The sequence below is a fragment of the Zeimonas arvi genome (assembly GCF_008039575.1).
In the GTDB taxonomy this organism is placed as follows: domain Bacteria; phylum Pseudomonadota; class Gammaproteobacteria; order Burkholderiales; family Burkholderiaceae_E; genus Zeimonas; species Zeimonas arvi.
In genome coordinates this window covers 308,683-335,308 of the sequence record NZ_VDUY01000005.1, presented here as the reverse complement: position 1 = coordinate 335,308, position 26,626 = coordinate 308,683, and the positions used below count along the sequence as shown (strand labels likewise).

The 26,626-nt window shown below is 70.9% G+C and carries 27 protein-coding genes; 15 read left to right on the top strand and 12 right to left on the bottom strand.

Annotated features, from left to right (window positions below; genetic code table 11):
- Nucleotides 1-30: 30 nt before the first annotated feature.
- The 6 genes from FHP08_RS18750 to FHP08_RS13995 all read right to left on the bottom strand — a co-directional run bounded on the left by FHP08_RS18750 (nt 31) and on the right by FHP08_RS13995 (nt 5,492).
- Nucleotides 31-162 (bottom strand): hypothetical protein, encoded by a 132-nt coding sequence (locus FHP08_RS18750; RefSeq protein ID WP_267285494.1) that lies wholly within the window; start codon nt 160-162, stop codon nt 31-33.
- Nucleotides 163-231: 69 nt separating this feature from the next.
- Nucleotides 232-1,086, bottom strand: a complete 855-nt coding sequence (locus FHP08_RS18475; RefSeq protein ID WP_187272304.1) for a nuclease-related domain-containing protein — start codon at nt 1,084-1,086, stop codon at nt 232-234.
- Nucleotides 1,083-1,688, bottom strand: a complete 606-nt coding sequence (locus FHP08_RS18470) for a PIN domain-containing protein (RefSeq protein ID WP_187272303.1) — start codon at nt 1,686-1,688, stop codon at nt 1,083-1,085. Before FHP08_RS18470 ends, FHP08_RS18475 begins: the two co-directional genes overlap by 4 nt.
- 208 nt (nt 1,689-1,896) lie before the next feature.
- A complete protein-coding gene (locus tag FHP08_RS14005; protein WP_147705090.1) occupies nt 1,897-3,231 on the bottom strand; it encodes a ferredoxin reductase family protein in 1,335 nt (444 codons plus the stop codon).
- A 112-nt stretch (nt 3,232-3,343) separates the two neighbouring features.
- Nucleotides 3,344-3,682, bottom strand: a complete 339-nt coding sequence (locus FHP08_RS14000; RefSeq protein WP_147705089.1) for a cupin domain-containing protein — start codon at nt 3,680-3,682, stop codon at nt 3,344-3,346.
- A 205-nt stretch (nt 3,683-3,887) separates the two neighbouring features.
- Nucleotides 3,888-5,492 carry a sigma-54 interaction domain-containing protein gene (locus tag FHP08_RS13995; protein WP_147705088.1) on the bottom strand — a complete coding sequence of 535 codons (1,605 nt, stop codon included), beginning with the start codon at nt 5,490-5,492 and terminating at the stop codon, nt 3,888-3,890.
- 97 nt (nt 5,493-5,589) lie between these two features.
- On the opposite strand from FHP08_RS13995, the gene FHP08_RS13990 reads away from it, so the two are divergent.
- Nucleotides 5,590-7,590 (top strand): pyridoxamine 5'-phosphate oxidase family protein, encoded by a 2,001-nt coding sequence (locus tag FHP08_RS13990; RefSeq protein ID WP_323808901.1) that lies wholly within the window; start codon nt 5,590-5,592, stop codon nt 7,588-7,590.
- Between the two features lie 6 nt (nt 7,591-7,596).
- On the opposite strand, the gene FHP08_RS13985 is transcribed toward FHP08_RS13990, so the two are convergent.
- The gene (locus FHP08_RS13985) at nt 7,597-8,391 is read right to left on the bottom strand and encodes a hemerythrin domain-containing protein (protein WP_147705087.1); all 795 of its coding nucleotides are present in this window, start codon (nt 8,389-8,391) and stop codon (nt 7,597-7,599) included.
- Nucleotides 8,392-8,564: 173 nt separating this feature from the next.
- Here FHP08_RS13985 and FHP08_RS13980 point away from each other — a divergent pair, with 173 nt between their 5' ends.
- The 5 genes from FHP08_RS13980 to FHP08_RS13960 all read left to right on the top strand — a co-directional run bounded on the left by FHP08_RS13980 (nt 8,565) and on the right by FHP08_RS13960 (nt 12,916).
- Nucleotides 8,565-9,803: an NAD(P)/FAD-dependent oxidoreductase gene (locus FHP08_RS13980; protein ID WP_147705086.1), complete on the top strand. Its 1,239-nt coding sequence runs from the start codon at nt 8,565-8,567 to the stop codon at nt 9,801-9,803.
- A 13-nt stretch (nt 9,804-9,816) separates the two neighbouring features.
- The gene (locus tag FHP08_RS13975) at nt 9,817-10,794 is read left to right on the top strand and encodes a Bug family tripartite tricarboxylate transporter substrate binding protein (RefSeq protein ID WP_147705085.1); all 978 of its coding nucleotides are present in this window, start codon (nt 9,817-9,819) and stop codon (nt 10,792-10,794) included.
- Between the two features lie 96 nt (nt 10,795-10,890).
- Nucleotides 10,891-11,145, top strand: a complete 255-nt coding sequence (locus tag FHP08_RS13970) for an AbrB/MazE/SpoVT family DNA-binding domain-containing protein (protein ID WP_147705084.1) — start codon at nt 10,891-10,893, stop codon at nt 11,143-11,145.
- 45 nt (nt 11,146-11,190) lie between these two features.
- Entirely contained in the window at nt 11,191-11,601 is a 411-nt protein-coding gene (locus tag FHP08_RS13965) for a type II toxin-antitoxin system PemK/MazF family toxin (RefSeq protein WP_147705083.1), read from the top strand.
- 49 nt (nt 11,602-11,650) lie between these two features.
- On the top strand, nt 11,651-12,916 hold the full coding sequence (locus FHP08_RS13960) for a pyridoxal-phosphate-dependent aminotransferase family protein (protein WP_147705082.1): 1,266 nt from the start codon (nt 11,651-11,653) through the stop codon (nt 12,914-12,916).
- On the opposite strand, the gene FHP08_RS13955 is transcribed toward FHP08_RS13960, so the two are convergent.
- Together FHP08_RS13955 and FHP08_RS13950 are read right to left on the bottom strand one after the other, a co-directional pair.
- Nucleotides 12,904-13,635: a DUF6776 family protein gene (locus FHP08_RS13955; protein WP_147705081.1), complete on the bottom strand. Its 732-nt coding sequence runs from the start codon at nt 13,633-13,635 to the stop codon at nt 12,904-12,906. The genes FHP08_RS13960 and FHP08_RS13955 overlap by 13 nt on opposite strands.
- A 154-nt stretch (nt 13,636-13,789) precedes the next feature.
- On the bottom strand, nt 13,790-15,850 hold the full coding sequence (locus tag FHP08_RS13950; protein WP_147705080.1) for a UvrD-helicase domain-containing protein: 2,061 nt from the start codon (nt 15,848-15,850) through the stop codon (nt 13,790-13,792).
- A gap of 174 nt (nt 15,851-16,024) precedes the next feature.
- Between FHP08_RS13950 and FHP08_RS13945 the strand changes: the two genes are divergently transcribed.
- Both FHP08_RS13945 and FHP08_RS13940 read left to right on the top strand, forming a co-directional pair.
- Complete coding sequence (locus FHP08_RS13945; protein WP_147705079.1) at nt 16,025-17,503, top strand: ferredoxin reductase family protein; 1,479 nt, start codon at nt 16,025-16,027, stop codon at nt 17,501-17,503.
- A 2-nt stretch (nt 17,504-17,505) separates the two neighbouring features.
- Nucleotides 17,506-17,913, top strand: coding sequence for a PaaI family thioesterase (locus FHP08_RS13940; RefSeq protein WP_147705078.1), 408 nt, complete (start codon nt 17,506-17,508; stop codon nt 17,911-17,913).
- A 6-nt stretch (nt 17,914-17,919) separates the two neighbouring features.
- Here the strand turns inward: FHP08_RS13940 and FHP08_RS13935 are convergent, their stop codons facing one another.
- The 3 genes from FHP08_RS13935 to FHP08_RS13925 form a co-directional block, all read right to left on the bottom strand.
- Complete coding sequence (locus tag FHP08_RS13935) at nt 17,920-18,504, bottom strand: CHRD domain-containing protein (RefSeq protein ID WP_147705077.1); 585 nt, start codon at nt 18,502-18,504, stop codon at nt 17,920-17,922.
- A 224-nt stretch (nt 18,505-18,728) separates the two neighbouring features.
- Nucleotides 18,729-19,028 (bottom strand): addiction module antidote protein, encoded by a 300-nt coding sequence (locus FHP08_RS13930; RefSeq protein WP_147705076.1) that lies wholly within the window; start codon nt 19,026-19,028, stop codon nt 18,729-18,731.
- 130 nt (nt 19,029-19,158) lie between these two features.
- The gene (locus FHP08_RS13925) at nt 19,159-19,986 is read right to left on the bottom strand and encodes an enoyl-CoA hydratase (protein WP_147705075.1); all 828 of its coding nucleotides are present in this window, start codon (nt 19,984-19,986) and stop codon (nt 19,159-19,161) included.
- Between the two features lie 114 nt (nt 19,987-20,100).
- On the opposite strand from FHP08_RS13925, the gene FHP08_RS13920 reads away from it, so the two are divergent.
- Genes FHP08_RS13920 through FHP08_RS13890 form a run of 7 tightly spaced genes read left to right on the top strand, consistent with a single transcriptional unit; the run spans nt 20,101 to nt 26,608 of the window.
- Nucleotides 20,101-21,798 (top strand): long-chain fatty acid--CoA ligase, encoded by a 1,698-nt coding sequence (locus tag FHP08_RS13920; protein ID WP_147705074.1) that lies wholly within the window; start codon nt 20,101-20,103, stop codon nt 21,796-21,798.
- On the top strand, nt 21,795-22,841 hold the full coding sequence (locus FHP08_RS13915; RefSeq protein WP_147705073.1) for an NYN domain-containing protein: 1,047 nt from the start codon (nt 21,795-21,797) through the stop codon (nt 22,839-22,841). Before FHP08_RS13920 ends, FHP08_RS13915 begins: the two co-directional genes overlap by 4 nt.
- Before the next feature lie 46 nt (nt 22,842-22,887).
- Nucleotides 22,888-23,280 (top strand): DUF302 domain-containing protein, encoded by a 393-nt coding sequence (locus FHP08_RS13910; protein WP_147705072.1) that lies wholly within the window; start codon nt 22,888-22,890, stop codon nt 23,278-23,280.
- Nucleotides 23,281-23,306: 26 nt separating this feature from the next.
- Nucleotides 23,307-24,245 carry a DnaJ C-terminal domain-containing protein gene (locus tag FHP08_RS13905; protein WP_147705071.1) on the top strand — a complete coding sequence of 313 codons (939 nt, stop codon included), beginning with the start codon at nt 23,307-23,309 and terminating at the stop codon, nt 24,243-24,245.
- A 33-nt stretch (nt 24,246-24,278) separates the two neighbouring features.
- Nucleotides 24,279-24,563, top strand: a complete 285-nt coding sequence (locus FHP08_RS13900; protein WP_225879140.1) for a chaperone modulator CbpM — start codon at nt 24,279-24,281, stop codon at nt 24,561-24,563.
- The gene (locus FHP08_RS13895) at nt 24,560-25,963 is read left to right on the top strand and encodes an amidase family protein (RefSeq protein WP_147705069.1); all 1,404 of its coding nucleotides are present in this window, start codon (nt 24,560-24,562) and stop codon (nt 25,961-25,963) included. Before FHP08_RS13900 ends, FHP08_RS13895 begins: the two co-directional genes overlap by 4 nt.
- 18 nt (nt 25,964-25,981) lie before the next feature.
- The gene (locus tag FHP08_RS13890; protein ID WP_147705068.1) at nt 25,982-26,608 is read left to right on the top strand and encodes a LysE family translocator; all 627 of its coding nucleotides are present in this window, start codon (nt 25,982-25,984) and stop codon (nt 26,606-26,608) included.
- Nucleotides 26,609-26,626: the final 18 nt, after the last annotated feature.

Below are 26,626 nucleotides of genomic sequence, written 5' to 3'. Positions count from 1 at the left end.
CGACCCGTTCATCGGCCAGGCGCTACCCGATCATCGACCGCCGGCCGGACGAATCGGGTCGCTCGCGGCCTTCTTCTTCGCCTCCTTGGCCGCCTTCTTCTCCTTGGGCGTCGACTGCGGTTGCTTCTTCGTTTCCTTGTTGCTCTGCCTGACCTTGCCCATGGTGCTGCTCCTGGAGGGCGACGGCGAATGCGCGACGCTGCTTCAGTATAGGCCGGTGCGCGCGACCGATCAGGAAGCGTCGCGCTCCTGAACTCGAATCATCCGCGAAAGATGCGTGCTCGCAAGGGCCACGTCCTCTGGAGCCAGCACATGCGGGGCCTTAGAGAGGAAGGCCGGCAGAGCCTTCGGCTCCAGCACCCAGATTCCACGCGTGGCACCGGGCCCTTGCTCGACGAACCAACCGGGGAACAGCACGATCGGACGAACGGGCATCCGCTTGCCAGTGCTGTCGGCGAGCAGGCCACGCAGCCACCTGGCCTGAGCCAACGCCTGCACCGCGACGCGATCGTCTGGTTCCCGACCGCCTATGGCCATCCGCGCCCCGTCGAACACGACCCGAGCGTCCCCACGCCGGGGCTTCGACCAGGTCTTAGTCTCCACCGTGAACACGCCCGCCGGACCGATCAGGACGTGGTCGACGTTGAAGCCTATGCCAACGACGTCATGAAATACCCGGTACCCGCTGACTCGCAGTCCCTCGAGATACTGGCCAACCGCCTTCTCTCCCTCCGCGGCGAGGCGAAGCGCGTGCAATCGAGGGCGCAGACGGTGAAAGCGCCACGCCGCGGCGGCGACGGCCACCAATGCAACCGCGGTCATGAGCCGAGGAGCGGGCGGTGCAGCGACGTGGTCGCGCCACCACTCGAACCCGGCAAGCAGGGTCAGCAGCAAGGCGACTAGCACGGGGATTTCGAACTCGTTCTCGATGAGCTTGCGACGCTGTTCGTCCACCGATTGGCCCGGCAGGCGAAGCGGCTTGTCTTTCAGTGGGGATCGGCTTTCCGAGACCGGCCAACCGAGACCCTCTCCGGATTCGGCGCCGCCTTTCACGGATCCAGGCAGTCCTTGCACGACCTCGCTCATGCTGCGCGCACCCCAAGCTGGTACGAAACACTCTCGCCATCCACCCGCACGATGCGGCGGTTCACGAGCCCGTCGAACAGAGTCCGCACCTCCTCTTCCGCGAGCTGCTTCTGAAACATCGACGAGATCGTGTTCATCAGGGTCCGCACCGTCTTCGGCCTTGCCGCGCCGCGTCGCTGGAGGTCCGTTATGACGGCCGACGTTCGCTCGCAGAGCGGAGCCGCTGCTGGCGCCTTGAGGATCGGGATATCTGCGATGGCAGCCGACCGCGCGGCAAACACTTTCCGACCCTTCAAGTGCGTGATCAGAGGGTCGAAGCCGGAGTCCTTCGAGATCACGTGAAAGAAGACATCGCGTTCCGCCGCCGCAATCAGGCCGATGTGGAAGGCGATGTGGAAATCGAGGGCGTTCCTGCCGCTGCCGGAGATGCGAACGTACTCGGCTCGCGAGCCGAGCCCCTGCATCGCCTCCGCGAAGTCGGTTGCGATCCGCGTCTGGTTGGCGCCGACGAACGCCTTTACCCTGAAGTGCTCGGCGTCGAGCAGCGCGAGGTCCGAGGGCTGGACGCTCTCGAAGTCGATCATCACGTAGTTCGTGCGCAATGGCTTCTCCCGGAGTCAGGCCCGGAGGCGCATACGCTGCCACGCCCCGAAAGCCGAGTGATAGCGGGAGGACCATGTCGCACCAATCATGCACCGACCGACGGCGCCGAAGAACCGATCGTCGCCCTTCCAGCAGCAGTGGCGCCGGCCGGCCACCCGGCACGCGGGCGCCCTTCGCGGTCATCAAAGCCACTTCGCGTCCAGGCAGTCACCGCATCTCGAACAGCTCCTGGTGAAACCGCCCTGCGGGCAAGCCCATCGCCTCGAGGTCGTGTCGCAGCGCCCGGCCGAAGGGCGGCGGCCCGCAGAACCAGACATCGGCGTCGCGCCAATCCGGCACCGCGGAAGCAAGCCTCGCGGCGTCGAGCCGTCCGTCACGTTCGTCCCAGAGCACGTGCAGCGCCACGCCGGCGGCCGCGGCGTCTCGCTCGATCAACGCGATCGCGTGCGGATCGAGCGTGGCCGTCGGGTGGAACAGGTCGATGCGCCGCCCGTCCGGCTTCAGCGCCAGGGCCTTCATCCGCGCGATGAAGGGCGTGATGCCCACGCCGGCGCCGATCCAGACCTGGCGCCCGGCGCTGCTCTCGAAGTCGAAGCGCCCGTAGGGCCCCTCCACGACGACCGGGTCGCCGACGTGCACCCGATCGCGCAGCGTGCGCGTGTAGTCGCCGATGCCCTTGATGACGAAATCGATCCGGCCGTCGCCGGCCCAGGCCGAGGTGATCGTGAACGGATGCGCGCCTTCCTTGCGGTCGAGCGTGAGGAAGGCGAACTGGCCTGCGGCGTGGCCCGGCCAGCGTCCCTGCAGCGCCACCACCAGCTCGACCACGTCGAGCGCGTCGTGGCGGATGACCTTCGCGATCTCGCCGACGACCCGCCGATCGACGCCCACCCGCCGCAGCAGCGCGCGGACCGCGGCGAAGCTGCCGGCCAGCAGCATCGCGCCCAGGGCGATACCGAGCACGCCGGCCCACGACGCATAGGTCAGCAGCACCACGGAGTGGAAGGCCAGCACGAGGTAGGCCAGGCTCAGCCAGCGATGCGTGCGCAGGAAGGTCCGATACGGGAAGCGCTTCCAGAGCGCGAGCACGATCAACACCACGGCGGCGTAGAAGGCCCACTCGCCCATGTCCTCGGCCAGCCCGCGCCACTGGGCCAGCGCCTGCTGCAGGGAGCCTTCGGGCAGCGCAGGCCGGGCCCCGCGCTGCGGACGCTCGACGAGGCCCGCGCCGACCAGCCACTTCGGGCCGTTCGCCAGCAGCCAGTGCGCGATCGCGGCCGCCAGCGCCGCGATGCCCAGCCACTTGTGCAGCCGATACATCTTGTCGAGCCCGCCGAGCCAGGGCTCGAGCGCCACCGGGCGCAAGGCCAGCACCAGCGCAAGGCTCATCGCGCCGATGGCGAGCACGCCGGTGGCCTGCACCAACAGGTTCCGCCAGCCCAGCCAGTTGGCGGGCAGAGTGTCCGCCGCCGGGTCGCCGAGCCACCACAGGAGCAACAGCGCCAACAGGACGGCAGTCAGGGCGAGCTTGATGTTCTTCATCGTTGACGCCTCCGGCGCCTAGCCATGACATGCGGTCCAGTGTCGCCCGCGGCGATCGCAGCCCCCTTGACTGACGTCAGACGGTGGGCGGGCGATCGCCGGCTGCTTCAGCTCACTTCTTCCACTCGACCAGGATCTCGCGATAGCGCGTGGGGCCCACGTTCTTCGCGCTGTGCGTGACCGGCACGCGGGCGCCCTTCGCGGTCTCGGACACCACCTCGAGGTGGCCGTCCTCGAGCTTGAGCTGGTAGACGGTGCCGGTGGGCACGGGCAGCGTGCCGAGGTCCTTGCCCTGGTCGTCGAAGACCTGCAGCGACGAGCCTTCGATGGCGTACCACATGTACTCGTGCTCGTGCGTGTGGATCGGCGTTTGCTCGCCAGGCTCGAGCACGAAGTTCCACACGATCACCTTGTCGTTCTCGAACAGCTTCTCGGTGCCAACACCTGCCATGGTCTTCTCCTCGGGTCGGGGCGAATGCTTCCCGGCTCGGCGCCTGCGCCCCGCCAGGCGCGCCGGTCTCCGTACCGAGTGTACGCAGGCGGTCGTCAACGGCGATTCCGGTTTCGGAGAAATCGAACCGGAACGCGCGGGCTTCGGAACGCGAAGGCGCCCCGGCGCTGCGCAGTTCATTCGCAACGCGAAGCCGCCGCGCGGCTCAGCGCGACGACGCAGCCGCGAGCTCCGGATACTGCTCGAGCTTCTGGTACAGCGTGGCCCGCGCGATGCCCAGGCGCTTCGCGGCCTGCACGCGATTGCCGCCGGTGGCGACGAGCGCGGCGCGGATCGCGGCGCGCTCGAGCTGCGCGATGCGCTCGGGCAGCGGCGCGTCGGATGAGTTGGACGGATCGGACGCATCGGATGCGCCGAATGCTCCGGATGCGCCGAGCACGACTGGCACCTCCGTTGCGATCGCGCGGTCTAGGGCAACGAGCCCAGCGACATCGTTCGCGACAGGTGCCAGGCCAACGCGTGACGCTGCCGACGTCATCTGCGCCGCACCCGGCGCGTCGGCCGGCATCGCCTCCAGCTCCGGCAGGACCTCCCGGAACGCGTCGAGCGTGAGCCGGATGCCGTCCCACAGCGAGCAGGCCCGCTCGAGCACGTTGCGCAGCTCGCGCACGTTGCCTTTCCAGGGCAGGCGCGCCAGCGCGTCGATGGCCTCGCGGTCGATCTCCTTGGGCTGCATCTCGTTGTCGAGCGCGATCTGCTCGAGCAGATGCTCGCACAGCGGCTCGAGGTCCTCGACGCGCTCGCGCAGCGGCGGCAGGCGGATCGGCAGCACGTTGAGCCGGTAGTACAGGTCGGCGCGAAAGCGCCCCTGCTCCACCAGCTGGCCCAGGTCGATGCTGCTGGCGGCGATCACCCTTGCGTCGAAGCGCGTGACCGCGTTCGAGCCCAGCGGCTCGAACTCGCGCTCCTGCAACGCGCGCAGCAGCTTGGCCTGCAGCGCGAGCGGCATGTCGCCGATCTCGTCGAGGAACAAGGTGCCGCCGTCGGCCAGCTTGAACTTGCCCTCGCGGCCGCGCTTGTCGGCGCCGGTGTAGGCGCCGGGCGCCACGCCGAAGAACTCGGCCTCGAGCAGCGTCTCGGGAATCGCGGCCACGTTGACCGCAATGAACGAGTGTCGCGCCCGCGACGAGGCCGAGTGGATGGCCTGCGCGAGCAGCTCCTTGCCGGTGCCGGTTTCGCCCAGCAGCAGCACCGTGGTGTTGAGCACCGCGGCGCGGCGCGCGCGGCTCTTCACGTCGAGTGCGCGCTCGCTGTTGCCCACGAAGTTGGAGAAGGTGTAGCGGGTGCGGCGCTGCCGGGCCAGCTCGCTCTGGGCCTGCGCGAGCTCCGTCTGCAGGCGCGAGAGCTTGCCCATGAGCGGCTTGAGCGACTCGACCCGGTCGTAGAGGATCAGGCCCACCGCGCCGATCACCTCGCCCGATTCGTCGTGCACCGGGAAGCGCGACACGATGTAGGTGCCGGCCTTGTTCTCGAGGATGTCGAGCAGGATCGGCTTGCCGGTGTCGACCACGTGCCGCATCAGCGTGTTGGGCACGATCTCCTCGACCGGCCTGCCGATGATCTCGCCGGGATCGTTGAAGCCCAGGCTCTGGATGTTGCGCTGCCAGCGGTCGTCGATCCAGACGATGCGCGCCGACTTGTCCACCACCAGGATGCCCTCGCACATCTCCGAGAGCTGGTCGAAGAAGGTCTGCGCCGCGAGCCTCAGCAGGCGGTCGGAATCGTGCCAGGCGTCGAGCGTTCGGGGCATCGGGCGATCATAGCGGAAGGCCTTGCGAGCGGCCGGGCGCAGGCGGATCATTGCGCCTTCCGCGATCACGGCGTCCGCCCGGCGCGCCCCGAACCCAGTGACCCGCAGCCTGCTCTCGCCCGAACACCTCGCGCTGATCGAAAGCGGCGTGGGCGTTTCGATCGCCTCGCGCGACGGCGGCATGCTGCCGAACCTGGTGCGCGCGCTCGCCGGCCGGGTGGAGCCCTCGGGCGAGCTGACCGTGTTCCTGTCGGGCAGCGACGGCGCCGGCGTGCTGGCCGACCTGCGCGCCAATGGCGAGATCGCGGTGGTGTTCAGCCGCCCCGCCACCCACCGCACGCTGCAGTTGAAGGGGCGCGGCGTGACCATCGCCCGGGCCCGGCCGGCCGACGCGGTGCTGGTCAGGCAGCGGACCGAGGCGATGGTTGCCGAGCTCGAGTCGCTGGGCTACGACGGGCGCTTCGCGCGCGTGCTGCTGTCGTTCGAGCCAGGCGACCTGGTCGCCGTGCGCTTCCGGCCGGAGAGCGCCTTCGACCAGACGCCCGGGCCGCGGGCCGGCGCGGCGCTCGGCGAGCCGCGCGCAGCGATCGGCGAGAAAGGCGCGGCACCCGGCGGCGCGGGCGCCGCGGCCGGCGGCGCGCCGGATGCCGCGCCGGCAGGCCAGGAGGCGGTCGCGACCCGGATCCCGCCCCGCCCGCCGGCGCGACTCGACGCGATCCGCCAGTGCCTGGAAGGGGCCGCGCCCGCGGTCATCGCCACCTGCGCGCCCGACGGCGCGCCGAACGCGAGCTACCTGTCGCAGGTGCAGTACGTGGACGCGCAGCACATCGCGCTGTCCTTCCAGTTCTTCAACAAGACCCGCGCCAACGTGCTGGCCAACCCGCGCGCGCGGCTGGTGGTCATCGACCCCTGGCGCGGCGCGATGTACCGGCTCACCATCCGCTATCTGCGCACCGAGACGCAGGGGGCGCTGTTCGAGCACATGCGCGCGATGCTCGAGAGCATCGCCTCGCACACCGGCATGGCCGGCGTGTTCAGGCTGCTGGGCGCCGACGTGTACCGGGTGGAAGACATCGAGCTCGCCCACGGCGAGCCGAGCCCGGCGCAGTCGGGCCCGAATCGCCTGGCGGCGCTGCGGATGGCCGCGACGCGCATCGCGGCCTGCAACGACCTGAACACGCTGCTCGACGAGACGCTCGCCGCGCTGCACGAACAGCTCGACATCGCGCACTCGATGATGCTGCTGCTCGACCGCGCCGCGCGTCGGCTCTACACGGTGGCGAGCCGCGGCTACTCCGCGTCGGGCGTGGGTTCGGAAGTGCCGCTCGGCGCCGGGGTGGTGGGCGTGGCGGTGCGCGAAGGCACGCCGATCCGGCTGTCGCGGCTCACCGAGGCCTATGCCTACGGGCGCGCGGTGCGCGAGGCCGCCGCGCGCGAAGGTCTGGACGGCGCTTTCGAGACCGAGATCCCCTTCCCCGGGCTGGTGGCGCCGCGCAGCCAGCTGGCGGTGCCGATCCGGATGGCGGGCGACACGGTGGGCGCCCTGCTGGTCGAGAGCGGCGAGGACATGCGCTTCGGCTACGACGACGAGGACGCGCTGGTCACGCTGGCGGCGCTGCTGGGCCAGACCATGCACGTGCTCCGGCAGCGCGACGAGGGCGAGCCCGCGGCCGTCGCGGCCGTCCCCGATGCCGGCGCGAGCACCGGCGCGACCGGCGCCGATGCCGCGACCGTCGCGGCGGCTTGTCGCGACGAGCCGATCGCCGTCAGCGGCGAGCCAGTCACCGTGCGCCACTACCCGATCGACAACAGCGTGTTCCTCGACGACGACTACCTGATCAAGGGCGTTGCCGGGGCGGTGCTCTGGGCGCTGGTCTCGGACCACGTCACCCAGGGCCGCACCGCGTTCAGCAACCGCGAGTTGCGCCTGGACCCGCGCGTGCGCCTGCCGGACGTCGGCGACAACCTCGAGGCGCGGCTGGTGCTGCTGCAGCGGCGACTGGTGGAGCGCCGCGCCTGCGTGCAGGTCGAGAAGAGCGGCCGCGGGCGCTTCTGCCTGCGGGTCACGCGGCCGCTCAGGCTGCTGCAGGTGCGCTGAGCCGAATCACCAGCGCTCGGCGATGCGCAGGCCGCCCACCGTGGCCGCCACGGCTGCGACAGTCGCATCGGCCGCGCCGTCGGCACCGGCCGAGGGCAGTCCGAGCGCTTCCGACAGCCGCCGCCAGTCTCGCAGCACCAGCCGCTCCCGGGCGATCTCCAGCGCGCCCGCGAAAGCCCCCGGAGGCGCGTTCTCGCGCATGCCCGACAGCATGCCCACGCGGTCCGGATGCGGCAGCGCCGGCAGGAACCAGTGCAGCGCGCGCGCCATCAGCATCGGCGGGATCGACTCGACGATGGCCGCCTCGATCCCCATCAGCGCCTCGTCCGGGTACTCGGCCCACAGCACGGGCATCAGCCGGGTCTCCTCGTAGTGCATGTGCTCGAAGTTCTCGGCCACGAACAGCGCGAGCCGGCGGTACAAGGCCAGCACGGCCATCGGCCGGTCGGCCGCGGTGCAGCGCTCCACGATCGCCGCCTCGCGGCGCAGCGCGGAGATGGCCTGGCCGTGCGAGACGTGCTCCTCGGCATTGCGCTCGGTGACGCCCGGGCGGCGCGCCTCCAGCGCCGGCAGCACGAAGCGGTTCTCGTCCTCGATGTGCAGGTCGCAGAGCTCGAGCAGGTCGCGCAGCTGGCCGATCGCGCCGGCCACTTCGTCGTCGTCGGCCGGATCGGCCCGCCCGACGCGCGCCAGCGTGTCGGTCATGTAGAGGCGCAGCGCCTTGTGCACGCCCGCATAGAGGTCGAAACGCCCGGCCTGCTGGGCATCGGCGAGCGCGGGCTCGATAACAGCCTGGTCCATCTGGGTTGACTCCTTCGTGATTGATGTCAGGGCGTGCTCGCCCTGGATTCGTTCGATCGCGAAGGCCCCTGCCGTCGCGATGAAGGGCAGTCTATGAAGGGCGGCGCGCGGCCGCTCGTAAGAATTGGCTCACGGATTCGTAAGAACTTCTTAAGCTCCGGCAGAATGCGCGGATGCACATCGCCGTCATCGGAACCGGCATCGTCGGCACCTGCACTGCCGCCTGGCTGCAGCGCGACGGCCACCGCATCACTTTCCTCGATCCGCTCGATGCCGGCGAGGCCTGCTCCTTCGGCAACGCGGGTTCGCTGTCGCCGAGCGCCTGCCTGCCGGTCGGCATGCCGGGCGTGTGGAAGAAGGCGCCGGCCTGGCTGCTGGACCCGCTCGGGCCGCTTACCGTGCGCGGGTCCTACCTGCCCGCGGTGCTGCCCTGGCTTTTGCGCTTCGTGAGGCACTCCAAGCCGGCGGAGGTCGTCCGGATCGCCACCGCGCTGCGCGGCCTGCTGGCGCCGATCTTCGAGAGCTACCAGCCGCTGCTCGAGCACGCCGGCGCGCAGGCGCTGGTGCGGCGCACCGGCTGCCTGTACGTCTACTCGTCGCGCGAGGTGGCCGCCCAGTGGAAGTGGGGGATGGACCTGCGCCGCTCGCTCGGCGTGGCGCTGCGCGACGTGGATCGCGACGAGCTCGAGTCGCTCGAGCCCGACCTGAAGGGCGCCTTCCGCTTCGGCATCCTGGCGCCGGAGAACGGCTCGACCGTCGACCCGTCTGCGCTGGTCAAGGCCTTGCACGCCCGCTGCCTGGCCGACGGCGCCGGGCACCTGAAGCGGCGCGTGACGGGCTTCGCATTGCGCGACGGGCTGGTGCAGGCGCTCCGGCTCGACGGTGCCGAGCCGCTCGCGGTCGACGGCGTGGTCGTGGCGGCCGGCGCCTGGTCCGCGCGGCTGGCCGCCCAACTCGGCGCGCGCGTGCCGCTGGAGACCCAGCGCGGCTATCACGTCACGGTGAAGAGCTCGAACCTGGCGCTGCGGCATACGGTGATGGCGGTCGAGCACAACCTGATGGTCAACCCGATGGCGATGGGCCTGCGACTGGCCGGCTCGGTGGAGCTGGCCGGCCTGCGCGCCCCGCCCAACTACGCGCGCGCCGACGTGCTGCTGCGCAAGGGCCGCGAGCTGTTTCCGCACCTGGACGCCAGCGAGACCACGCAGTGGATGGGCCACCGCCCCTGCCTGCCGGACAGCCTGCCGGTGATCGGCAGGGCGCCGCGCGCCGAGAATGCCTGGCTGGGCTTCGGCCATGGCCACGTGGGCATGTGCGGCGGCGCGACCACCGGGCGCGAGATCGCGCACCTGGTGGCGGGCCGCACGCCGCAGGTCGACCTCGCACCCTTCTCGCCGCTTCGTTTCCATTGAAAGGACACCCACGATGAGACTGCTCGCCACGATCGCCGGCTGCATGGCGCTTGCCGCACTGGCACTCACGCCCGCCCCCGCGGCCGCTCAGGCCTGGCCGACCAGGCCGGTGCGCATCGTGGTGCCCTTCCCGCCCGGCGGCAGCACCGACCTGCTGGCGCGGCGCATCGCCGAGAAGCTCGCGGCGCCGCTCGGGCAAGCGGTGATCGTGGAGAACAAGCCCGGCGCCGGCGGCACCGTGGGCGCCGATCACGTGGCCAAGTCGCCGGCCGACGGCCACACCTTGCTGGTGGGGGTGACCGGCCCGAACGCGATCGCGGCCACGCTATACGCGAAGCTTCCCTACGACCCGGCGAAGGACTTCGACCCGGTCACGCTGATCGTCAGCGCGCCCCTGGTGGTGGTGTCCAACGCGAACGTGCCGGGCGCGACGATCGCCGACTTCGTCGCGCATGCGAAGGCCAACCCGGGCAAGCTCACCCACGGCTCGCCGGGCAACGGCACCTCGATGCACCTGACCGGCGAGATGTTCGCGCTGGCCTCCGGCACCAGGCTGAACCACGTGCCCTACAAGGGCAGCGCCGGCCCGCTGCAGGACCTGCTCGGCGGGCAGATCGACGCGATGTTCGGCGACGTGCTGGTGGTGCTGCCCCACGTGAAGGAAGGCAAGCTCAAGGCCTACGCCGTCACGTCGAAGCGGCGCCACCCGATGCTGCCCGAGGTGCCGACGATGGCCGAGTCGGGCTTCGCCGACTTCGAGGCCCTCTCCTGGCAGGGCCTGTTCGCGCCGGCCGGCACGCCCGCGCCGGTGCTCGCGAGGCTCAACGAGGAAGTGGTGAAGATCCTGCAGAGCCCGGACATGCAGGAGTTCTTCGCCTCGCGCGGCTTCGTCGTGGCGGGCAACTCGCCGGCGGAGGCGAAGCGCTTCGTTGCGGCCGAGATCGAGAAATGGGGACGGATCGTGAAGGCGTCGGGGGCGCGGGTGGAGTAGACGGGCCGTCGGAGCAGGCAGGCCCTGCGCGACTGGGCATTCCCGCCACCAAGGTCTATACTGCGTTTAAACATTCACTGCCCATCGGAGGGGCTCATGTCCGAAGCCTTTCTCGACATCAAGAAATGGGGCAACAACCTCGGGGTTCGGCTGCCCGCGAGCGTCGCCAAGGCGGCCGGGCTTCACGTCGACCAGCGGGTTCGAATCAGCGTGGAAGACGGCCGCGTGATCATCGAACCCGCCGAACCGGCAGGGCCCAGTCTCGAGGAGCGTCTCGCGCGCTTCGACCCCGAGCGGCATGGCGGCGAGGCAATGGCCGGCGCTGTCCCGCTGGGCGCCGAGCGCTGGTAAGCGCAGCCGCACCGCGCAGCCATCAGCCGCCCCTCGCCGCCCGCCATGCCTCGCGCACCCGCCGCCGCCAAGGAGCCGCCGCGCGCGGCGCGCTACCCCTGGACGCCGGAGCGGCAGGACGTCGTCTGGATCGACTGCAACCCGCAAGCCGGCCGGGAGATGAAGGACATCCATCCCTTCCTGGTCCTGTCGCCGCGCATCTTCAATGCGAGGACCTCGCTGGTGATCGGCCTGCCGATGACCACTGCCGAGTGGAACGCCGACAATCCGTTCGCGGTGCCGGTCGGCAAGGCGGCCGGGCGCAAGGCCGGCCGCACCAGCTATGTCCTCTGCCACCAGCCCAAGTCCTTCGACTGGCGGGTGCGCGGCGCGAGCCCGCACCCGCTGGGCCGGCTCGACGACCCACTGTTTCGCGAGGTCTGCGAACGGCTCAACCAGATCGTCCAGCTCGCCTGAAGGCGGGCCATCCCGCCCAGGCGCAATCCATCCCCGCAAGCCACGCCCGATGAACGTCCCGCCTTCGTTCGCCAGCCCGTTCGCACCGACTGCACCGACTTCTCCGGCCACCGCCGGAAGCGGGGCCGCCGCCCGCATTCCCGGCCAGCGCCTGCTGCACTCGCCCGGCCCCACGCCGATTCCCGACGAGGTGCTGTCGGCGATGCACCGGCAGTCGATGGACCTGGCCGACCCGCGGCTGGACCGCATCATCGAGGCCTGCGAGACGGGCCTGCTGGCGCTGCTCGACGCGCCCGGCTGCGACGTCTACCAGTACGCCGCCAACGGCCACGGCGCCTGGGAGGCGACCATCGCCAACCTGGTCGCGCCCGGCCGGGCGGTGCTGGTGCCGGGCACCGGCCACTTCTCGGAGTCGTGGGCGATCCAGACCGAGGCGCTGGACCGCAAGGTGGTGCGCGTGCCCTGGCGGCCCGGCTACCCGATCGACCCGCAGGCGGTGGAAGACGCGCTGCGCGCCGACACGGCCGGCGAGATCTCGGCGGTGTTCGTGGTGCACACCGACACCGCCAGCAGCGTGAGCAACGACCTGGGAGCGATCCGCGCGGCCATCGACGCGGCCGGCCATCCGGCGCTGATGGTGGTCGACGTGGTGGCCTCGCTGGGCGCCGCGCCCTACTCGATGAGGGCGCTGCGCGCCGACGTGACCATCGGCGCCTCGCAGAAGGGACTGATGCTGCCGGCGGGGCTGGCCTTCGTGGCGGTGGGCCCCCGGGCCGAGGCGGTGGCGCGGGCCAACCCCACCCCGCGCTTCTACTGGGACTGGCGGCGCCGGCGCGACGCGATCGGCTACCGCAAGTTCTGCGGCACGCCGCCGCAGCAGATGCTGATGGGGCTGGAAGCGTCGCTGGCCTTGCTCTTCCGCGAGGGCGTCGGGCAGGTGCTCGCGCGCCACGCGCGGCTGGCCGGCGCGGTGCACGCCGCGGTGGCTGTGTGGCGCGAGGGCGGCGCGATCGACTTCTTCTGCAAGGTGCCGCCGGCGCGCTCGGTGTCGGTGACCACGATCTCGGTGGCCGAAGGCGCGGACCCCGAGGCGATCCGCAGCCTGGCGCGCGAGCGCTTCCAGGTGGCGGCCGCCGGCGGACTGGGGCCCCTGGCCGGCAAGGCCTTCCGCATCGGACACCTGGGCGACCAGAACGAGGCGACGATCCTGGGCGCGCTGGGCGGCATCGAGGCCGCACTCAGGGCGCTGCGCATTCCGGTGGGCCCGGGCGCGGCGGCGGCAGTCGCCGCCCTCGGCGCCGCTCAGCGCACGTAGAGCACGCGCATTCCCAACTGACGCCCCCCGGCGCGATCGAGCACCCGAACGGTGACCTGCCGGCCCTCGAAGCCGGGCGGCAGGGGCAGCTTGCCCTGCAGATGCCGGTAGCGCTCGAGCTTCACCGGCAACGGGTCGAGCGTGATCGTCTCGGCGCGGCCGCCGCGGCTGCCCGCCACCACCAGCTCGACCACACCCTCGAAGGCCTTGCCGTCCTTCTGGTCGCGGGTCAGCAGCACGTGATAGTCGAGCTGGCCGGCGTCGTTCCCGAAGTTGGCCGCGCGCACCGCCACCGCGCCGCCGCGCGGATCGGGCGGCAGGATCTCGGCGAACAAGGCCAGGTCGCGCTGCAGCGGCGCCACCGACTCGCGCGCCGCAGCGAGCTCGGTCGAGAGTTTCTTGTTCTCGGCCTGGGTCGAGGCGATCTGTCTGGCGGCGGTGTCGGCCGCAGCGCGCGCCTCGGCGGTGGTCTTGTCGAGCTCGGTCTGCAGGCGCTGGCGCTCGGCCTCGAGCTGGGCCGCGTGGGCCTGCAGTCGCTGCGACTCGGCGGGCGTCAGCCGCGGCGGCAGGTAGTTCTCCTCGGCATAGAACAGGCCGCCGGCCCCCAGCACGATGCCCAGCATCAGGATGAGCAGCCAGCGCGGGATCGGGAAGCCGGAGCGGCGACTCGAACCGTAGGGGTCGAAGACGACCGGTTTGTTTCTGCCGAACAATGCCATCGTGGGTGGGTTCCTTGTTGTCGGGGCGCGCAGGGAGGCGAAAGCCTGCCTCGGCGGCAAGCCGGTCGAGTCGCCGGCCTTGACGGATGGCCGAGTTTAGACGCGTGAGGGGGGAAAGGCCAACCGGCCGGGTCGACCTGCCGACGGGTGCAGGTCAGCCCGCGACCGTGCCCCGGGATTGCCCGAGCATCGCCCGCAGCCCCGCCAGTTTCGCCTTCGCCGCGTCCGCGCTGACCATGGCGCCGGCCTTGGGCTGCGCGTCGAGCTGCATCTCGGACAGGAAGCGCGACGGGACCTGCGGGTACTTCTCGCGGCCGCGCTTGCGCTCGCGGCACCAGGTGAGGGTGAGGCTGCGCTGGGCGCGGGTCACCGCCACGTACATCAGGCGGCGCTCTTCCTCGATGCGGGCTGCCTCGCGGCCGGGCCGGCCCTTGCCCTCGTCGCCGCCGGGCTCGTCGGCGCCGGCCGCTTCGGTCTCCTCGCGCGCCAGCCCGCCGTGGTGCGGCAACAGCCCTTCCTCGCAGCCCACGATGAACACGTGCGGGAACTCCAGGCCCTTGGACGCGTGGATGGTGGTGAGCCGCACCGCGTCGGCGTCGGCGTCCTTGCGGTCGAGCTGCGACAACAGGCTCACGGTCTGGGCCAGTTGCAGCAGCGTCGAGCCTTCCTCTTCGGCCCGCTTCTTGAGCCAGTCGACGAAATCGCTCACGTTCTGCCAGCGCCCCGCGGCGACCTTGTCGTCGGCGGTGGCGAACAGGTGGCCGCGATAGTCGATGGCCGAGAGCAGGTCGTCGAGCACCTGCGCGGCCGGCTCGCGCTGCGCGCGCCAGGCGATCCGGTTCACGAACTCGCCGAACTCGCGCAAGGGCTCGAGCTGGCGCGGGGCGATCCGCTGCTCGCAGCCCAGCTCGAACATGGTGGCGAACATCGACTGGTGGCGCTCGCCGGCGTAGGTGCCCAGCGCGGTCAGCGTCGTGGTGCCCACGCCTCGCTTGGGCGTGGTGACCGCGCGAATGAAGGCGGGATCGTCGTCGTCGTTGGCCAGCAGCCGCAGGTAGGCGAGCAGGTCGCGGATCTCCGCGCGCTCGAAGAAGGACTGGCCGCCCGACAAGACGTAGGGAATCTTCTCCTTGCGCAGCGCCTGTTCGACGATCCGCGCCTGATGATTGCCGCGGTACAGGATCGCGTAGTCGGCGTACTTGCCGCGCCGCTCGAACTTGTGCGCCTGCAGGCGCGACACCACGGACTCCGCCTCGGCCTCGTCGCTGTCGCAGGGCACCACGATCACCGGGTCGCCCGGGCCGTGCTCGGACCACAGTTTCTTCTCGTGCAGCTTGGGGTTGTGCGCGATCAGCCGGTTGGCCGCGGTCAGGATGTTCACGCTCGAGCGGTAGTTCTGCTCGAGCTTGATCACCTTCAGCTTCGGGAAGTCGGTGGACAGCCGGTTCAGGTTCTCCAGCGTGGCCCCGCGCCAGCCGTAGATCGACTGATCGTCGTCGCCCACCGCGGTGAACCCGGCGCGCGGGCCCACCAGCAGCTTCAGCAGCTCGTACTGGCAGGCGTTGGTGTCCTGGTACTCGTCGACCAGCAGGTAGCGCAGCTTCTCGCGCCAGGCGCGGGCAACCTCGTCGTGCTCGCGCAGCAGCCTGACCGGCAAGCCGATCAGGTCGTCGAAATCCACCGCCTGGTAGGCGACCAGCGTGGCGGCGTAGTCGCGGTAGGCGCGCGCGACCTGGTGCTCGAGCTCGTCGGCGGCGGTCGCGGCCGCGGCATCGGGGTCGACCAGCGCGTTCTTCCACAGCGAGATCCGGTGCTGGGCGTTGCGCGCGACCTTGCGGTCGGTGGTGCCCAGCGCGGTCTGCAGGATGCCGGCCGCGTCGTCGGCGTCGAGGATCGAGAAGTTGCGCTTGAGGCCCAGCGCCTGGCCATCGCGGCGCAGCATCTGCACGCCCAGCGAGTGGAAGGTGCTGACCAGCGGGCGCTCGGCCTCGGGCAACTTCACCATCCTGCCCAGCCGCTCGGCCATCTCCTGCGCGGCCTTGTTGGTGAAGGTGATCGCGCCGATCGCCCGCGACGGAAAGCCGGCCTCGATCAACCGCACGATCTTCTGGGTGATCACGCGCGTCTTGCCGCTGCCCGCGCCGGCAATCACCAGGCAGGGGCCGTCGAGGTAGCGGATCGCTTCGCGCTGGGCGGGGTTGAGCTGGGCGGACATCGGGGGCTGCAGGAAGGGGTCGGATTCTAACCCGGCGCCCGCATTGGCCGACCCGATTGCTGCGGTGTCCTGCGCCTGCCGGATTGCGGCGCTTATCCTGGATTCGGCGTGCGCTCGCTTCGGCGAGGGCGCCGTCGCCTCTCGCTTGTTCGACCCGACCGACGGGAGCCACCCTTGAGCGCAGCGAAGACGACCCCCGGGCGAGGCCCACACGATGCCGGCGCCGCAAGGCAGACCACGGCCGCAGCCGCGCTGCTCGTCGCTTACGCGGCCATCGCGGCACTGCCGGTCGTGCTGGCCTGGGCCCGCGGGCTGCCGCCCCGGCCCTGGCTCGACGAGCTGTCGTCCGCGCTGGCAATGACCAGCCTGATGGTCCTGGCGGTGGCGTTCGCGCTGTCGGGCCGGATCAGGACGGTGTCGTCGCCGGTGGGGATCGATGCGGCGATGCGGATGCACCAACTGCTCGCCCGTCCGGCGCTGCTCTACCTGCTCGTCCATCCGATGATGTACACGCTGCCGCTGGCCGATCGGCCCTGGGACGACACGCATGCCGCGACCCTCGCGCTCACGCCGGCCGCCACGCTCACCGGGCTGGCGGCCTGGGTGCTGTTGATGCTGCTGGTGCCGGCCGCCATCTTCCGGGATCGAATTCCGTACCGCTACGAGACCTGGCGGCTTTCACACGCGCTGGGCGCGGCAGCGCTGATGGCGCTGGGCATCCACCATGCGCTGGACGCCGGGCGGTATTCGGGCGCGGCCCCGCTGTCCTGGCTCTGGGGGCTGGCGGCGGCGCCCTGCGCGCTGGCGCTGGCCAACGTGTGGCTGTTCCGGCCGATCGCGATGTCGCGCCGGCCATGGCGGGTCTCACGGCTCGAGCGGATCGCGCCGCGCACCTGGACGCTCACGCTGCGGGCCGACGGCCACGACGGCGGCCGCTTCCGCGCCGGGCAGTTCGCCTGGATCAAGACGGGCAGCGCCTGGCGGCTGTCCGACCACCCGTTCTCGATCGCGTCGGCCCCCGCCCGTCTGCCGGAGATCGAGTTCCTGATCAAGGAAGCCGGAGCCTTCACCGCTGCACTGCCCGACACGGTCGCCCCCGGCGCGCGGGTCTTCCTCGACGCACCCTACGGCAACTTCACGCTGGAGGGCCGCGACGGCGAAGGCCTGATGCTGATCGCCGGCGGCGCGGGCCTGGCCCCGGTGATGTCGCTGCTGCGCGAACTGGCCGCGTGCGGCGAGCGCCGGCCCGTCGTGCTGGTGGTGGGCAACCGGATCGCCGAGCAGATCGTCTTCGCGGACGAACTGCGCGAGATGGCCGGCCGGCTGGACCTGATCGTGCACCAGGTGCTCGGCGAGCCGCCGCCCGGCTGGCCGGGCCTCGCCGGCCAGCTCGACCCCGACACGCTGCGCCCGCTGCTGCCCGCGCCGGCGCCCGAGCGCTGGCTCTACTTCGTGTGCGGGCCCACGCCGATGATCGATGCGGTCGAGGATGCGCTCGATCGCGCGGGCGTGCCGCTCGAGCAGATCGTGGCCGAGCGCTTCCGCTACGACAGTGGCAGGCCCGGGCGGCGCGAGCGCAGAATGATGGCGCTGTTCGGCACGGCGGCGGCGGCCAACCTGCTGGTCGCGCTCGCCTTCGCGCTCAGGAGTTGACGATGACCGAACTCGAAGCCCTCCAGAAACGACTGGAGCCGCTCTTTCCCGGCCTGATGGGCGTGAAGCTGGTGGAGGTCTCGCCCGACCGGGTGGTGGCCACGATGGCGGTGCGACCCGACCTGTGCACCTCGGGCGGCATCCTGCACGGGGGCGCCTGCATGGCCTTCGCCGACACGCTGGGCGCGGTCGGCACGGTGGTCAACCTGCCGCCGGGCGCGCGCACGACGACCACCGACTCGAGCACCAAGTTCATCGCCGGCGCGCCGGCGGGCAGCACGGTGACCGGCGAGTCCACCGCCTTTCACAAGGGGCGCAGCACGATGGTCTGGCAGACGCTGGTCAGGAACGAGGCGGGCAAACTCTGCGCGGTGGTCACGCAGACACAGCTGGTGATGGTGGATCGATAGCGTCGATCAGGCTCGGTGCCGGGCACGTCGGACGATGCCCAGGCCGACCAGCGCCACGCCGAGCAGCGCGAGCATGCCGGGCTCGGGGACGGCGAGGAAGCCGCGGATCTCGCCGCCCGGAGCGAAATTCGTGTGGATGTTCAGGTAGGCCTTGCCGGCGGCGAGCCCAGCGGCGAGTGCCGCCTCTGCGCTCGTGAGCATGCCGCCATTGGCTGTGATGAAGCCCGGATTCCAGCTCGACGCGAGCGTCAGGTCGAAGGTCTGGTCGTAGGTGCCACTGGCGACACCCAACGGAAAACCGACGAATGACGGGGTTTGCGTCGCGACGCCGGCGGTGCCCTGGTAGGGGAGCGCGGTGCAGCAATGAATGTGAGCCGCAGTCGTGTTCCCGGTCAGGCCACTGAACGACGCCTCCACCCGCAGCGTGTGCAAAGCGTCGTCGTAGGTGACGGTTGCCGTGCCGGTACCCGCCGAAGGCGCCGCCTCCCCGCTCAAGGATGCGTTGTAGACGATGACCTCGGCCGTGGCGGCCGGGGAAACCAGGAAGAGCGCGGCCGCAGCCAGCGCGATGCCTGCAAAGCGTTCGAACATCGCCTTCTCCTCGTGTGGCGCCGCGCGGACGGCTCGGGGCCGACCGTCGCCGGGTCGCATGCGGGACTCATCAAGCAACATTCGCGCCGACGAGGAAAATCAGGCACTTGCGCGACGGGCGGGGCCGGATTGTAAAGTGCGTCGACATTTCAGGCGCCAGCGCACCAGATCGGGCAGCCGTGGGAACCCTGGCCGGCGCAACGCCGGCGATACCCGGAGCGCCGCTACGAGAGTTGCGCAGTGAACTTGAGTCCCAGCGCACGCGCTACTTTCAGGACGGTATCGAACCTGGGCTTGGCTCCGGGAGTGAGCGCCTTGTAGAGGCTCTCCCTCCCGAGGCCGGCGTCCTTGGCGACCTGGGCCATGCCCTTGGCGCGCGCCACGTCGCCGAGCGCCAGAAGCAGCAGATCGGGGTCGTCGGCCTCCAGGGCAGCAGTCAGGTATTCGGCAATCGCCGCATCGTCATCCAGATAGCGCGCCGCGTCGAAGGACAGGAGCTTTCGGGCAGTCTTCGGCTTGGTCACAGGTCATCCCCAATTTCTGCGGCAATCTTCAGCGCGCGTCGGATGTCCCGCTTCTGAGTGGACTTGTCGCCAGCGTTGAGCAATACAACGATCACCTTGCCGCGCCGAGTGAAGTACAGGCGTCTGCCCCCTACCGCCCGGTGAACCGCGGCGCCCGCTTCTCCAGGTAGTGCGCCACGCCCTCCTTGAAGTCGTCGCTCCCGAAGCTCTCCAGCATCTCGACGTTGCCGACCTCGATCGCCTCGCCCAGCGTCTGGAACTGGGCCTCCCAGATCTGGCGCTTCATCACCGCCACCGAGCGCGGCGACACGCCTTCGACGATCGCGCGCAGGTACTCGCGCGTGGCGGGCATCAGTTCGGCATCGGGCAGCACGCGCTGCACCAGGCCCAGCCGCTGCGCTTCGTCGGCGCCCACCTTGCGCGCCGAGTAGAGCAGGTCCGCCGCCTGCGGCAGGCCGATCAGCCTGGGCAGCAGCCAGCTGATGCCGTGTTCGGCGATCAGGCCGCGCTGCGCAAAGGCGGTGGTGAACATCGCGCCCCGCGCGGCGAAGCGCATGTCGCAGTACAACGCGATCACCAGCCCCAGCCCGGCGCAGGGGCCGTTGATCGCGCCCACGATCGGCTTGGGAATCGTCGGAAACCAACTGTAGGTCTTGCCGAAGTCGGGCAGCGCGCTGCCCTGCGGCGGCACCGCGCGGGCCGCGGGCTCGGCCGACACGCGCTGGGCGCCCTTTTCCTGGATGTCGGACAGCAGGCCCATGTCGGCGCCGGCGCAGAATCCGCGGCCGGCGCCGGTGAGCACGATCGCGCGGACCGCGCCGTCGGCGGCCGCGCGATGCATCGCGTCGTGCACTTCGGCCTGCATCGCGCGGGTCCAGGCGTTGAGCTTGTCGGGACGATTCAGCGTGACGGTGGCGATGCCGTCGGCCACGTCGTAGAGGATGGCTTCGTAGGTCATGGCGGATGGCTGGTAGTGGGCGCGGCTACTATATTGCACGAGCTCGCGAGCCGGCCGCTTCGAATCGATCGAGCGTGCCTGGCCGGAGACGACCCGAACAGGAGACACGAGTCCATGAATCGCCCCGCCTCCGGGCGCCTGCACGACAGGGCCTGGCCCAAACGCGTGCCGCACGACATTCCCCGCCTCGAAACCACGCTCTGGGAAAACCTGGAGATCTCGGCGCGCCGATATCCGGACAAGCCTGCGCTGATCTTCTTCGGACGCCGGATCCCTTATGCGGAGCTGAAGGCGATGGTCGACCGGCTGGCGGGCTGGCTCGAGCGCGACGCCGGCGTGAAGCACGGCGACCGGGTCGTGCTGATGCTGCAGAACTCGCCGCAGTTCGTGATCGGCTTCTACGCGATCATGCGGGTGGGCGCGGCCGTGGTGCCGGCGAACCCGATGAGCCGCGCCGACGAGCTCTCGCACTACATTGCCGACTCGGGCGCGAAGGTGGCGATCTGCGCCGGCGACCTGGCGCCCCACATCGTCCGCGGCAGCGAGCAGCTCGACGAAGGCCAGCGCCTGCGGCACCTGCTGGTGGCGCGCTACGCCGACCTGATGCCCGCCGAGCCCGAGCCCGCGGACCGCCCGCCCGAGGCCTGGAACGACTGGCTGGTCGCCGACCCCGAGCTGCCCGCATGGGGCTCGCGCTGGGCCGATGCGATGGCGCTCGCGCGCGAGCCCGGCCCCTATGCCGGCAGGCCCGACGACCTGGTCGCGCTCGGCTACACCTCGGGCACCACCGGCCGGCCCAAGGGCTGCATGCACACCCACCGCACGATCGGCCACAACACGGTGGCCGGCGCGCTCTGGAGCCACGCCAGCGCGGCCGACGTGGGCTTCGGCGTGGTGCCGATGTTCCACATCACCGGCATGCAATACTCGATGCACGTGCCGATCTGGCTGGGCTCCACCAACGTGGTGCTGCCGCGCTGGGACCGCGAGCTCGCCGGGCGCATCATCTCGCACTACCGGGTCACGACCTGGACGAACATCCCGACGATGATCATCGATCTGCTTGGCAGCCCGAACATCGCGAGCTTCGACCTGAGCAGCCTGGAGCAGATCGGCGGCGGCGGCGCGGCCATGCCGCAGGCGGTGGCCGAGAAGCTCGAGAAGCAGTTCGGCCTGCGCTACATGGAAGGCTACGGGCTCACCGAGACTGCCGCGCCGACCCACTCGAACCCCTCGCAGGCGCCCAAGCTGCAGTGCCTGGGCATTCCCTTCGTGGGCGTGGATTCCCGGGTCGTGGACCCCACGACCCTGAAGGAGCTGCCGCAGGGCGAGACCGGCGAGATCGTGGTGAACGGGCCGCAGGTCTTCGTGGGCTACTGGGAGCGACCGGCCGAGACCGAAGCCGCCTTCTTCGAGCTCGACGGCAAGCGCTTCTTCCGCACCGGCGACCTGGGCCGTGTCGACGAGGACGGCTACTACTTCATCACCGACCGGCTCAAGCGGATGATCAACGCGAGCGGCTACAAGGTGTGGCCGGCCGAGGTCGAGACCATGCTGTTCCGCCACCCCGCGGTGCAGGAGGCCTGCGTGATCGCCGCGCGCGATGCCTACCGCGGCGAAACGGTGAAGGCGGTGATCGTGCTGCGGCACGAGGCGCGCGGACGCACCACCGCCGACGACATCCGCAGCTGGGCGCGCGAACAGATGGCCGCCTACAAGGTGCCGCAGTACGTGGAGTTCGTCGACGCGCTGCCCAAGTCGGGCTCGGGCAAGGTGATGTGGCGCTTGCTGCAGGAGAAGGAGCAGGCATGAAGCGACGCAGCCTCGGGGCAGACCCGGCCGAAGCGCCGCGCGCCGACGCGGACAGCGCGCAGGACCGGCTGGCCGTGCTGATCGACGCCGACAACGCGCACGCGGCGGTGGTCGACGGCCTGCTCGCCGAGATCGCCCGCTACGGCGTGGCGAGCGTCAAGCGGATCTACGGCGACTGGACCCAGCCGCAGCTGGGCAGCTGGAAGAAGGTGCTGCTCGAGCACTCGATCGTGCCGGTGCAGCAGTTCGCCTACACCAAGGGCAAGAACGCCACCGACAGCGCGCTGATCATCGACGCGATGGACCTGATGTACACGCGGCGCTTCGACGGCTTCTGCCTGGTGTCGAGCGACAGCGACTTCACGCGGCTGGCCTCGCGGCTGCGCGAGGAAGGACTGCTGGTGTACGGCTTCGGCGAGCGCAAGACGCCCTCGCCCTTCGTGTCGGCCTGCGATCGCTTCGTCTACACGGAGGTGCTGCGCGGGGCGGCCGGGGGCAAGGCCGCGGCCGGAGCGGGCCAGGCGGGCGTTGCGCCCAAGCGGCCGACGGCAGGCCGCACAGCGGAGGCGCCGAGCGCGAACGGGCAAGCGGCGACGCGCCCCGCGGGGCGCGACGAAAGTCGCGAAGGACCCAGGGCCGAGCCGCAGGCATGGCAGCCGACGCAGCAGGGTCCCGAGGCGAGCAGCGCCGACACTGCGTCGCTCGCGCCGGCGCCGGCCGACGACCCGCTCGCGCTGGTCGGCACGATCGCCAACGCGATCGACGCGGTGTCCGACGAGACCGGCTGGGCCGGCCTGGGCGCCGTCGGGCGGACCATCACCAAGCTCAAGCCGGACTTCGATTCGCGGCTCTACGGTCATCGCAAGTTCAGCGACCTGGTGCGCTCGCTGCCCGAGCGCTTCGAGCTCGACGAGCGAACGACCGGCGCCGGCAAATCCTTGTTCGTGCGGCTTGCGCCTGGGGTGGACACGAAGGCCGGCTCGAAGACCCGCGGCGGCAAGGCGCCGCGCAAGCGCAAGGCCGCAGCGAAGGCCACGGGCTGAGCCGGCGCGACACGCGACCCCACTTATGCGACAAGGAGCGGCGAAAATGTCCAGCTACGGATTCAGCACGACCCTCGACCTGCCTTTCGACGAGTCCGTCCGGAAGGTCACCGAGGCCCTCAAGGCCGAGGGCTTCGGCGTCCTGTCGGACATCGACGTCAGCGCGACGCTGAAGGCCAAGCTCGGTATCGACACGCCGGCCTACCGCATCCTCGGCGCCTGCAATCCACAATTCGCCCACCGCGCGCTGAGCGCCGAACCCGACATCGGCCTGCTGCTGCCCTGCAACGTGATCGTTCGGACCGAGGCCGACGGGCGGACCACGATCGGCTTCATGGACCCGGCTGCCGTGCTGAGCCTGGTCGACGAGCCCGCTGCGCACGAACTCGGCAAGGAGGTGCGTGAACGCCTGCTGCGCGTCTGCGACAGCCCGGCCTGAACCACGCCGCCCGGGAGCACGATCGAATGGAGTTCCGAGACTACTACCAGACGCTGGGCGTGAGCCGGAGCGCGCAGGCCGACGAGATCAAGAAGGCTTACCGCAAGCTGGCCCGGAAGTACCACCCCGATGTCAGCAAGGAACCCGATGCGGCGGAGCGCATGATCGAGCTCAACGAGGCCTATGCCGCGCTGTCGGATCCGGAAAAGCGCGCCGCTTACGATGCGCTGGGCAACCGGTATGGCGCCGGCCAGGAGTTCCAGCCGCCCCCCGACTGGAATGCCGGCTTCGAGTTCACCGACGACGGCCAGGCCAACGCAGGGGCCGAAGACTTCAGCGAGTTCTTCTCGAATCTGTTCGGCCGCGCGCGGCGCGGCGCCGCGGCCGGCGAACACCGGATGCGCGGCGCGGACCATCACGCCCGCATCCTCGTCGATCTGAACGATGCGTATCACGGCGCCACGCGGTCGATCAGCCTGCGCGGCGCCCGTGTCGACGAATCCGGCAGGGTCGTCCAGGAGGAGCGCGTGCTCAATGTCCGGATTCCGAAGGGCATCCGGGAAGGCCAGCAGATCCGGCTCGCCGGCCAGGGCAGTCCCGGCCTGGCCGGGGGATCGGCGGGAGATCTCTACCTGGAGGTGCATTTCACGCCCGATGCGCATTACCGCGTGGAGGGGCGCGACGTTCATGCCACCGTGCCGGTCGCGCCCTGGGAGGCCGCGCTGGGCGCCGAGATCGAGGTGCCGACGCCGTCGGGCCCGGTGCAGGTGACGGTGCCCGCCGGATCGCAGACAGGGCGAAAGCTGCGGCTCAAGGGCCGCGGGATCCCCGGCGATCCGCCTGGCTCGCTGTATCTCGAACTCCAGCTCGTATTGCCTGCGGCCGACACCGAGCGGGCGCGCGAGTTGTACAAGACCATGGCGCGCGAGATGGCCTTCGATCCGCGCCGCGCGACGGGAGGCTGAGCGATGTCAAGAGACGAGATTCTGAGCGGTGTCGTGATCGACGAAGTGACGCTGAGCGTCGAGGAACTCGCCCGCGCCTGCGCGGTCGAGCCGCAATGGGTCGTGATGCGCGTCGAAGCGGGCCTGCTCGGCTGCCGTCGGGTGGGCTCGGACGAGCGCCGCTTCGCCAGCGCCGAGCTGGCGCGCGCCCGGCGCCTTGCCGCGCTCGAGCGGGACTTCGAAGCGAACGAGGAGCTCGCGGCGCTGGCCGCCGACCTGATCGAGGAAGTGCAACGCCTGCGCGAGCAGCTGCGCGCCGCGAACAGGAGTCGCGAATGACCGAACTCTGGCGCCTCGACGCCACCGAACTCGCGCAGGGCATCCGCACCCGGCGCTTCTCCAGCCGCGAGGCCACCGCCGCCTGCCTGGCGCGCTGCGAGGCGGCGAACCCGAAGATCAACGCGGTCGTCGACGTGCTGGCCGAGCAGGCGCTCGCCGCAGCCGACGCGGCCGATCGCGCGGTGCGCGAAGGCACGCCGCTGGGCGTGCTGCACGGCGTGCCGATCACGCTGAAGATCAACGTGGACATGGCGGGGCGGCCCACCAGCAACGGCATCGTGGCGCTGCGCGACGCCACCGCGACCGAGAACGCGCCGGTGGTCGACAACTTCCTGCGCGCCGGCGCGGTGGTGATCGGGCGCACCAACACGCCGGCCTTCTCGATGCGCTGGTTCACCGACAACGCGCTGCACGGCCGCACGCTGAACCCCTGGGACCCGTCGGTCACGCCCGGCGGCTCCAGCGGCGGCGCCTCGGCCGCGGTGGCCGCGGGCATCGGGCCGATCGCGCACGGCAACGACTTCGGCGGCTCGGTGCGCTACCCCGCCTATTGCACCGGCGTCTACGGCCTGCGCCCCTCGTTCGGCCGGGTGCCGGCCTTCCTGCCCAGCGCGAAGGAGGAGCGCGCGCTCAGCGCGCAACTGATGTCGGTGCAGGGGCCGCTTGCGCGCAGCGTGCGCGACCTGCGGCTGGCGCTCGCCGCGATGGCCGTCGGCGACGCGCGCGACCCGTGGTGGGTGCCGGCGCCGCTCGAAGGCCCCGCGCCGGAACGGCCGATCCGCGTGGCCTTCACCGTGTCCGCGGCCGGCGAGCGGGCCCGGCCCGAGGTGGTGGACGCGGTGCGGCGCGCAGCCGGCTGGCTGGCCGACGCCGGCTACGCGGTCGAGGAGGTGGACCCGCCGGACATGGCCGAGGCGGCGAAGCTCTGGGACACGATCGCGCAAGGCGAGGCGCTGCACTTCCTGTCCGATGCGGTGGCGAAGATGGCCGACGAAGGCATGCTGACCGCCTGGCGCTACATGTGCGCGAACACGCCGCGCAACGACGCCTTCGGCCACATGAAGGCGCTGGCGCGCCGCACCACGCTGATCCGCCGCTGGCAACTGTTCATGGCGCGCTACCCGCTCGTGCTCACCCCGGTCTCGGCCGAGGCCCCCTTCCCGCAGGGGCTCGACGTGTCCAGCCAGGCGGGCATGGACCGGGTGCTGCGGGCGCAGGGGCCCCAGTTCTTCGTGCCGCTGCTCGGCCTGCCCGCGCTGTCCGCGCCCACCGGCGTGGTGAACGGCGTGCCGATGGGCGTGCAGCTCACCGGCCAGCGCTTTCGCGAGGACCTGGTGCTGCAGGCGGCGGAGGTGCTCGAGGGGCGCTTCGCGTCGCCGGCGCCGATCGATCCCGCGTGAGCCGGGGGAGCCGGAAAGATGAGCCTCGACCTCTGGCTGGTCTACTGCGCGGCGGCGATCGGGCTGTCGCTCACGCCGGGCCCGAACGGGCTGCTGTCGCTGACCCACGGCGTGCGCTTCGGCGTGCGGCGCACGGTCTTCACCGCGCTGGGCGGGGTCGCCGGTTTCACGCTCCTGATCGGGGCGTCGCTGGCCGGCCTGGGCGCCTTGCTGGCGGCCTCCGAGCAGGCCTTCACCGCGGCGAAGTGGGTCGGCGCCGGCTACCTCGTCTACCTGGGCATCCGGACCTGGCAAGCGCCCGCGATCGCGCTCGTGCCGCAGGGCGGTGGCGGCGCACCCGGCGACTTCGGCCCCCGACGCCTCTTCAGCGAAGGCTTCCTGGTCGCGGTGTCGAACCCGAAGGCCTTGATCTTCTTCGCGGCCTTCCTGCCGCAGTTCATGGAGCCCGGGGCGTCGTGGGCGATGCAGCTCGCGGTGATGGGAGGCACCTTCGCGGTGGTCGAGTTCGTCTACGAACTGATGTTGGCCGGGCTGGCGCAGCGCATCGCGCCCTGGCTCGCGCGCAATGGCCGCTGGTTCAACCGGATCACCGGCCTCACTTTCGTAGGCATCGGCGGCATGCTGGCGGCGACCGAGCGCCACTGAGCGTCGGCCCGGAACAGC

What these genes read in the sequence shown, in the direction of transcription:
- FHP08_RS13895 (WP_147705069.1), top strand. Translation starts at nt 24,560, where the DNA reads ATGACCGAACTCTGGCGCCTCGACGCCACCGAACTCGCGCAGGGCATC.
- FHP08_RS13995 (WP_147705088.1), bottom strand. Translation starts at nt 5,492, where the DNA reads ATGCCCCGAACGCTCGACGCCTGGCACGATTCCGACCGCCTGCTGAGG.
- FHP08_RS13960 (WP_147705082.1), top strand. Translation starts at nt 11,651, where the DNA reads ATGAACGTCCCGCCTTCGTTCGCCAGCCCGTTCGCACCGACTGCACCG.
- FHP08_RS13915 (WP_147705073.1), top strand. Translation starts at nt 21,795, where the DNA reads ATGAAGCGACGCAGCCTCGGGGCAGACCCGGCCGAAGCGCCGCGCGCC.
- FHP08_RS14000 (WP_147705089.1), bottom strand. Translation starts at nt 3,682, where the DNA reads ATGGCAGGTGTTGGCACCGAGAAGCTGTTCGAGAACGACAAGGTGATC.
- FHP08_RS14005 (WP_147705090.1), bottom strand. Translation starts at nt 3,231, where the DNA reads ATGAAGAACATCAAGCTCGCCCTGACTGCCGTCCTGTTGGCGCTGTTG.
- FHP08_RS13925 (WP_147705075.1), bottom strand. Translation starts at nt 19,986, where the DNA reads ATGACCTACGAAGCCATCCTCTACGACGTGGCCGACGGCATCGCCACC.
- FHP08_RS13950 (WP_147705080.1), bottom strand. Translation starts at nt 15,850, where the DNA reads ATGTCCGCCCAGCTCAACCCCGCCCAGCGCGAAGCGATCCGCTACCTC.
- FHP08_RS13975 (WP_147705085.1), top strand. Translation starts at nt 9,817, where the DNA reads ATGAGACTGCTCGCCACGATCGCCGGCTGCATGGCGCTTGCCGCACTG.
- FHP08_RS13935 (WP_147705077.1), bottom strand. Translation starts at nt 18,504, where the DNA reads ATGTTCGAACGCTTTGCAGGCATCGCGCTGGCTGCGGCCGCGCTCTTC.
- FHP08_RS13970 (WP_147705084.1), top strand. Translation starts at nt 10,891, where the DNA reads ATGTCCGAAGCCTTTCTCGACATCAAGAAATGGGGCAACAACCTCGGG.
- FHP08_RS13890 (WP_147705068.1), top strand. Translation starts at nt 25,982, where the DNA reads ATGAGCCTCGACCTCTGGCTGGTCTACTGCGCGGCGGCGATCGGGCTG.
- FHP08_RS13920 (WP_147705074.1), top strand. Translation starts at nt 20,101, where the DNA reads ATGAATCGCCCCGCCTCCGGGCGCCTGCACGACAGGGCCTGGCCCAAA.
- FHP08_RS13905 (WP_147705071.1), top strand. Translation starts at nt 23,307, where the DNA reads ATGGAGTTCCGAGACTACTACCAGACGCTGGGCGTGAGCCGGAGCGCG.
- FHP08_RS13940 (WP_147705078.1), top strand. Translation starts at nt 17,506, where the DNA reads ATGACCGAACTCGAAGCCCTCCAGAAACGACTGGAGCCGCTCTTTCCC.
- FHP08_RS13980 (WP_147705086.1), top strand. Translation starts at nt 8,565, where the DNA reads ATGCACATCGCCGTCATCGGAACCGGCATCGTCGGCACCTGCACTGCC.
- FHP08_RS13910 (WP_147705072.1), top strand. Translation starts at nt 22,888, where the DNA reads ATGTCCAGCTACGGATTCAGCACGACCCTCGACCTGCCTTTCGACGAG.
- FHP08_RS13965 (WP_147705083.1), top strand. Translation starts at nt 11,191, where the DNA reads ATGCCTCGCGCACCCGCCGCCGCCAAGGAGCCGCCGCGCGCGGCGCGC.
- FHP08_RS18750 (WP_267285494.1), bottom strand. Translation starts at nt 162, where the DNA reads ATGGGCAAGGTCAGGCAGAGCAACAAGGAAACGAAGAAGCAACCGCAG.
- FHP08_RS18475 (WP_187272304.1), bottom strand. Translation starts at nt 1,086, where the DNA reads ATGAGCGAGGTCGTGCAAGGACTGCCTGGATCCGTGAAAGGCGGCGCC.
- FHP08_RS13955 (WP_147705081.1), bottom strand. Translation starts at nt 13,635, where the DNA reads ATGGCATTGTTCGGCAGAAACAAACCGGTCGTCTTCGACCCCTACGGT.
- FHP08_RS13985 (WP_147705087.1), bottom strand. Translation starts at nt 8,391, where the DNA reads ATGGACCAGGCTGTTATCGAGCCCGCGCTCGCCGATGCCCAGCAGGCC.